The 7,158-nt window shown below is 68.0% G+C and carries 5 protein-coding genes; all 5 read right to left on the minus strand.

Going from position 1 to position 7,158, the window contains the following annotated elements:
- Position 1 precedes the first annotated feature (1 nt).
- The 5 genes from AC5JJ2_RS14520 to AC5JJ2_RS14540 all read right to left on the minus strand — a co-directional run bounded on the left by AC5JJ2_RS14520 (position 2) and on the right by AC5JJ2_RS14540 (position 6,994).
- Positions 2-2,488 (minus strand): PSD1 and planctomycete cytochrome C domain-containing protein, encoded by a 2,487-nt coding sequence (locus AC5JJ2_RS14520; RefSeq protein ID WP_495858722.1) that lies wholly within the window; start codon positions 2,486-2,488, stop codon positions 2-4.
- Between the two features lie 60 nt (positions 2,489-2,548).
- Positions 2,549-3,331 (minus strand): 3-keto-disaccharide hydrolase, encoded by a 783-nt coding sequence (locus AC5JJ2_RS14525; protein ID WP_495858723.1) that lies wholly within the window; start codon positions 3,329-3,331, stop codon positions 2,549-2,551.
- Between the two features lie 63 nt (positions 3,332-3,394).
- On the minus strand, positions 3,395-4,378 hold the full coding sequence (locus AC5JJ2_RS14530; protein ID WP_495858724.1) for a YgfZ/GcvT domain-containing protein: 984 nt from the start codon (positions 4,376-4,378) through the stop codon (positions 3,395-3,397).
- Positions 4,375-5,556 carry a lactate racemase domain-containing protein gene (locus AC5JJ2_RS14535; protein ID WP_495858725.1) on the minus strand — a complete coding sequence of 394 codons (1,182 nt, stop codon included), beginning with the start codon at positions 5,554-5,556 and terminating at the stop codon, positions 4,375-4,377. Before AC5JJ2_RS14535 ends, AC5JJ2_RS14530 begins: the two co-directional genes overlap by 4 nt.
- Before the next feature lie 7 nt (positions 5,557-5,563).
- The gene (locus AC5JJ2_RS14540; protein ID WP_495858726.1) at positions 5,564-6,994 is read right to left on the minus strand and encodes a prolipoprotein diacylglyceryl transferase family protein; all 1,431 of its coding nucleotides are present in this window, start codon (positions 6,992-6,994) and stop codon (positions 5,564-5,566) included.
- Positions 6,995-7,158 lie beyond the last annotated feature (164 nt).

Consider the following 7,158-nt stretch of genomic DNA (forward strand, 5'->3'; position numbering starts at 1 on the left):
TTCAGCGGATCGTCACGAAGTCGTTGTGGTTTAGCAGCGACTGCACGAGCAAGAGCCGGGCACGCTTCGCCTTCTCGTCGGCCGTACCACTCGCCAGTTTTCGGAACTCGTTCAGCGCCTGCTCGCACGCGGTGCGCTCGTCGGCCGTCGGCACGCTCCCCAAAATCAGCGCGAAGCCCGCGGCCACGAATTCCGCGTCCGACTTCGCCGTCAGCTTCGTCGCGATCTTCACGGCCTGCGACATCGCGAACGAGCTGTTCGACAGGGCGAGCGCCTGCTGCGGCACGATGCTCTCGGACCGGCGGTAGCACTCCAGCACGTTCGCGTCGTCGAAGATCGTCAGGAACTTGTCGTGCTCGTTGTGCGACTGGAAGAAGTACACACTCCGCCGTCGGCTCGTCGGCTGCTGCGCCGGCGGCACGGCCACGCCGCCGGGCGTCAGGTCGAGGTCGCCGGCGAGGTGGAGCAGGCTGTCCCGCACCGTCGGGGCGTCCATGCGGAGCGGGTTCTGCCGCCAGAGGTAGCGGTTCTCCGGGTCGCTGGCGGCGGTCGCCGGGTCCGCCGCCGCGTTGCTGGAACTGCGGCGGTACGCGGCCGACGTGACGATGATCCAGTGCAGGTGTTTGACGGACCACCCCTGCTCCATGAACTCGACCGCGAGCCAGTCGAGGAGGGCCGGGTACGTCGGCCGTTGCCCCTTGCGGCCGAAGTCGAAAACGGTGGCGACGAGCGGCCGGCCGAAGTGCCGGGCCCAGACGTGGTTGACCAGTACGCGGGCCGTCAGCGGGTTGTCGCGGGCCGCGATCCAGTTCGCGAGCGCCGACCGGCGGCCGGTGCTCGTCGCCGGGAACGGCTTCGTGCGCGACGCCTCCGGCTCCACGTTCGATTCCGCCGTCTTGTTCGCCCCGACGAGTGGCGTGTACGCCTCGCCCGGCTTTTCCACGGCGGCGCGGGCCTTCTCTAACGCCTCGCGGGCGCGGCTGCTCTTGATGCCCGGCCCGATCCGTTTCGTACCGACGGCCTTCGCCAGAACCTCGTCCGCCTGCTTCAGTGCCCGCTCGGCCAGCACGACGGCCAGTTCTTTTTCCGCTTTCGCCGCGCGAATCGCGGCCGCCTTCGCTTCGGCCGGGGAACCGCTTGCCTTCGCGCGGTCGGCCTCGGCCCGCGCCCGGATCGCCTTCTCCGCGGCCGGGCCGTCCGCCTTCGCACGGGCCAAGTAGTTTTCGAGAACGTGCGGCCGCAACTGCGGCGTCACCGCCTCGGCCGGCAGCTTCACCGCCTGGATGTTCAACCCGTTCGCCGCGAGGAACGTCGGCAGGGCCGGCGCGACGGGCCTGTCCGTCAGCGGTTGCTTGTCGTCCCCGCGGACGAACTTGTACGTCGGCGCGTCGGCGTTGCAGTCGAACGCCCGCGGTAGGCCGTCCTTCTCGAAGTCGGTCTCGCCCGGCAGCATCTCCGTCCGCACCTGGTACGGCTCGAAGAACGCCCGCAGTCGGTAGTAGTCGTCCTGCTTGATCGGGTCGTACTTGTGGTCGTGGCAGCGGGCGCAGTTCCACGTCAGGCCGAGGAACGCCTTCGCCGTGTGCTCGACCGTCTCGTCCAGCCACGAGTTGCGGTTGAACCGGAAGTACTGCCGGGCGAGGTAGCCGGTGGCCCGGAGCTTGTCGAGGTCGTTCGGGTAGAGTTCGTCGGCCGCGAGCAGTTCGCGGACCATTTGGTCGTAGCCTTTGTCGGCGTTGAACGACTCGATCACCCAGTCCCGCCAGTGCCACATGTGCTTCTGGCTGTTGCGGACCTCCGCGCCGAGGCCCCACCAGTCGGAGTACCGCCACACGTCGAGGAAGTGTCGGCCCCACCGCTCGCCGTAGCGTGGTGACGCGAGCAGTTGATCGACGACCTTCTCGTAAGCATTCGGCGAAGAGTCTTTCTCGAACGCGGCGATCTGCTCCAGCGTCGGGGGCAGGCCGATGAGGTCGAGGTAGAGTCGCCGGAGAAGGATTCGCTTGTCGGCGGGCGGTTGCGGCTTCAGCTTCCGCTTCCCCCACTCGTCCGCGAGGAAGTGGTCGATGGGGTTCGTCGATTCGATCTTCGTCGCGGGAACCGTGGGGCGAACCGGCGGGCGAAAGGCCCAGTGGTCGCGCGGGTCGGCCTCTTCCTGATCGTCGGCCGGGAACGTCGCGCCTTCGGAGATCCACGCCTTGAACGCCGCGATCTGCTCCGGCGTCAGTGGCACGCCTTCCGGCGGCATCCGCTCCGACTCGTCGGCCGCCGTGATGCGATCCAGCAGCGTACTCTCGCCCGGCTTCTTCGGCGTGACGACCTTAAGGACGTGCTTCCCGCTATCGAGGCGGAGCTTGCCCTTCTGCGCGAGCGCCCCGTGGCAGGCGTAGCACCGCTCGCGGAGGATCGGCTTGATGTCGCGGGCGTAGTCGGCCGCGTTCGCGGTCGCGGCCAGAAAGAGGATCGAACCCAACAGGACGGGTCGCATGACAACCCTCGGCGGCGGGACCGGGCGGCCCGTGGGTGGGCCGACCGGCGTGCCTACAGTTTACTTCGTCAGCACGAGAATCTCCACCTTTCGGAACTCGACCGGGTGACTTTCCGACTGCAACGAGATGTAGCCCTCGGTCAGCAGCAGGTCCTTCTCGTCCTTGATGACTTTCTTCGCGTCGGCGTCCTTCGGGTCGAGTTGCGGCTGCTCGTACTCCATCACCGTCTCGCCGTTGATGACGTGCTTGACCTTGCCGGAGCCGTGGACCTCTAGCTCGAACGTCACCCACTGGTCGCCGTGGAACGTCTTCGACTTCGAGTTCCGGCAGTGCGGCGTGAACAGCTTGCCGTCGAGCACGATGTTCGTGCCGGGCGAGCACATGTTGCCGGTGGTGCGGTCGCCCTTTCCGCTGCCGCCGAGGAGCTGCGCCTCGACGGACACGGGGAACTTCTGGTCCTTGTCCATCGCCTTCGGGTCCTGGCAGTGTAACATGACGCCGCTGTTGCGGAACGCCCAGCCGGGGCCGTTCTTCACCTGGTCGCCGACGAACCGGTACTCGACGCGGAGCCGGTAGTGGGAGAACTTCTCCTTGTAGAACAGGTGGCCGAAGTTCTCGTCGAACTTCTCGTACTTGTCGTACCGGACCCGGATCGCGCCGTCGGCCACGCGGAACGTGTCGGCGTGATTGTCGCCGTAGGCGTACCCCTTGATCTTCGGCGTCCACCCGTCGAGGTCCTTGCCGTTGAAGAGTTGCCGCCACTCCTCCTTCTTCGGCTCGTCGGCAAGCGCGAGGGAAGTGAAGAGGGTGAGGGCGAACGCCGCATAGAGAAATCGGTTCACGGCCGCGATCCTGGGAGGAGGGTGATGGATGCAGCACAGTGTAGGCGAAGCGGCACGCGGGGGTCAGATTCGCGGGAGCAATTCAACCGTCCCCTGCCCCGCCGCGTCGAGCGTCAGCCCCGCGTCCTGGTGGCCGCGGCGGACGTAGCCGAGCGCGATCGTGCCGCCGAACTTCGGCGACGCGACCGACGACGTGACGACGCCGACCTCCTGCCCGTCGCGGAGCAGCTTCGTGCCGGCGGGGAGCGGTGCGTCGCCGTTCACCTTCATCTGAAGGAACGCGCGGTTCACGAACCCGGCCCGGTCGCGGGCCATGATGATCGGCTCTTGACCGATGAAGCAGCCCTTCTTGTAGTCCACCGCCCGCTCGACGCGGGCGATCTCCATGACGAACCGCGTCTCGTCGATGTCCGGGCCGTACTCCGGCGTGCCGGCCTCGACGCGGAGCGTCTCGTACACATCCGGCCCGGCGACCGTCGCCCCGGCCGCGATCAGCATCTGACGGATTCCTTCCACGTGGTCCGGCGAACAAACGAGGTCAAATCCCAACAGCCCGAGCCGGTCGTGACGGCGGATCGAGCACGTCGCGATGTTGCCGAACGTCCGCTCCATGTGCTGGAACTCGTCGAGCCGCGGCAGCTTGTCCGCGAGCGCGATTTCGAGGAACCCGAGCGACTTCGGCCCGGCGAGGTGGAACTGCGCGAATTTCTCCGTCGCGTCGAGCAACTCGACCGCCTCGGAAATCAGGTAGCGGTCCAGGTGGCCGAATAGCTTCGCCCCGCGGCCGGGGGTCGTCTCCAGCCAGATCGCGTGCCGCTTGTCCGGCGTCAGGACGTGGTACGCCCAGCACTGGAACAGGGTCTTTGCCTTGTGGTCGAGGAAGTACGTCTCGCACCCGCCGCCGAGCGGCAACTCGCGGAGGTCGTTGGTGCTCAGGTTCGTCAAGAACGCCGGCGCGTCCGGGCCGGACGCCTCGACCTTGCCGGCGGTCGAGCGGTCGAACAGGGCGGCGGCCGTCGTCGCGGCGCGGTACTCGGCGGGGTTCATCGGTCCACCATCAACAGGGTTCGGTCGGCGGCCGGGACGACGGCGACCCGCTCGGCCGCGTCGATGAGCCGCTGCAACTCGCGGTCGTTGCCGACGCGGGTGGCGAACAGTTCCTCGGCCGTGTCGTCGTCCACGTTCGCGAGGAAGAGGCGGGTCCGCGTCGCGGCCTTCGCCCATAGGTGGCACGCCACCCAGTCGGCCGGTTTCGCCTTCGCCAGCGCCTTGATCGCGTCCGTTGGTTCGTCGTGCCGGCGGAGGATGGTCACGCCCTCGCCGTCGAGCGCCACCGGCGGCGCGACGACCACGATCCGGCCGCCCGGCGGCACGGCGCGGGTGACGTTGAACACGGCCATCGCCACGTCGGCGAACGTCGCGCGGGGATCGCTCACGACCGCAACGACCGTGTCCGGCCGCTCGGCCACGTCGGCCCGCCAGTGGGCGTCCTGCCGACTCGCGCCTTCCGCCGTGCTGTACTGCAACCCGCCGACGACGGCGAGCGCCTTCGCCCCATCATCAATGACCTGGACGAAGAACGCCGAGCCGATCAGCCCGGCGACCTCGACCGCCTCCGGGTCGGTCGCCACGCCCCGCCGTTGGATCGTGCGGTGGACGGACCGCGTTTCCTCGTCGCTGAGCAGCGGGAAGACGGTCGTTTCCGCGCCGGCGTAGCCGAAGATCGGGTCGTACCGGCGGCCGGTGAGAAGGATCGTGAAGTCGGCTTCGAGAAACGTGCGGTTCAGGTAGACGCGCCGCCCGCCCTTCGTCGTCGCGAGGTAGGCCAGCTTCTTGCGGTCGGCCGGGTCGTGGACCTCGGTTCGCACGTCCGCGAACTCGTCCGGCAGTTCGTCGATCCAGCCGGACGCCTGCGCGCCGGGCAGCGTCAGCAGCGTCACGGCCTCGGAAGGAATCTTCGCCGTCGCGAGGTGCTCGAGGATCGCGGTCACCGCTTCCGCCACGTTTGGGAGCGTTTCGTCTACGACGATGACGACGCGGTCGTCCGGCGTCAGTGCCCGGCGGAGGGGTTCAAACCGGAACGGCTTTTCGAGGGCGTCGCGGACCTGATCGTGCATCGACAGCTGCGAGGCCGCTGCGTCCTGCCGACGGAGTTCGACCCGCTTCTCGGCCGGGACTTCCACCCGCCACGTCTCGTTGCCGAACGATAACTCGGTCGAACTCATTCCACGCTCAGGTTACAGGGGTCGGGACCGTGGAATTATACGCCGCCTTAGGCTCGGGTGGTTCCGGCTTCAGTCGCGCCCCGTACCCCAGAGGGAGCGGGCCGGGCGGCAGCTTCGGCTGCGTCCGCCGGAGGTAAAGCTCCAGCCCGACGCCGGCGAGGAAGATGCCGACGCTGATCCACTGCGAGAGCGTCAGCCCGAACCGGTACGTCGGCTCGATGCGGATGGCCTCGTTGAGGAACCGGTGGACCGCGTACCCGAGCATGAGCAGCACCATCACCTGCCCGTCGTGCCGGCGGAACGGCTGGAACGCGAGCAGCAAAAGCACGAGTAGGACCATGCTGATCGTCTCGTACAGTTGCGTCGGGAAGAACGTGACCGTCCGCGGCGTAAACGTGACGGGCATGCGTTGGCCGTTCCGCTCGACGACGAGGGCGAGTTCCGCCTGGCCGAGCGGCCCGGTGCGGACGTACTCGCCGAAGCTGTCGTGGACGGTGACGCCGAGCTTCTGGAACAGCGGCGCGAGCTTCGCCGGGATGACCGGCAGGTGGGCCGGGTCGTCGGTCTCGATCAACAGTGCTGACGACTTCCCCGGCCGGTCCACGACCGTCGCGGTCGCGCCGTCGAGTTTTGTTAGTTCCTGGGCCTTCGCCAGCGCGTCCGGCGCGCCGACGACTTCGACGAGGAACCGGTTCGGCTTCCCGTTGAACTCGACGACCTTGTCGCCCGGCTGCAACCCGGACCGTTCGGCTGCCGTGCCGGGTTCGACGGCCGCGATGACGGACCGCGTGTCGGACAGCGGCATCTCGTTCCGCGGCTTGATCGAGAAGCCGGTCGTCGTCTGAAGGCCGTGGAGTTGCGGCAGCCGGGAATCCTCGTCGGCCGGCCACGTCACCTGCTTGCGGGCGTGGGCCGGGATGAGCGGGAACTGGCCCGTCTCCGCGGGCAGCGGCATCGGCTGCGCCTCCGGGACGGCGACCTGGCCCCAGCAGCAGCCGTTCAGGTAGCACCCGACGCGGCCGATGGCCATGCCGATGGCGAGCATCGGTGCGACGCCGTCGGCCAGCTGCCACCCGTTGACGCCGAGCCGCTTCACGACGAACTCGCGGAAGAACAGGTAGCCGAGGAACCCGCCGAAGATCGAGCCGTAGAAGACGATCCCGCCGTCCCAGATCGAGATGAACGCGAGGGCGAGGCCGAGGACCGACTTGTCCGGGAATTGGTCGGAGTACTGGATCATGTACACGACCCGTGCCCCGGCGATGCCGGTGGCGAGCAGGAGCATCGACATGTCCTGGAACCGGTCCCACGGCAGCCCGACCTTCGGGATCCGCCACTTGCCCCAGTAGATGACGACGAAGAACGACACCAGGAGCATCGCGCCGAACCCGAACAGCGGCTTGTCGATGAACGGGAAGTGGAACATCACCTGATGCATGTGCGTCCTACCGCGGGGAACGGGCCGAAGGGCTAGTGTACGGACGGGCGGAACGACAGGACAAGGCGAGCCGAGCGGCGGGGGGGGGCCCGGGGGGGGGGCCGGACCCCCCCCGCACCCCCGCCGCGCGCCCGCGGGTAGAAAAAAAAAAAACAAAACCCCCG

The organism is Limnoglobus sp. (genome assembly GCF_059499385.1).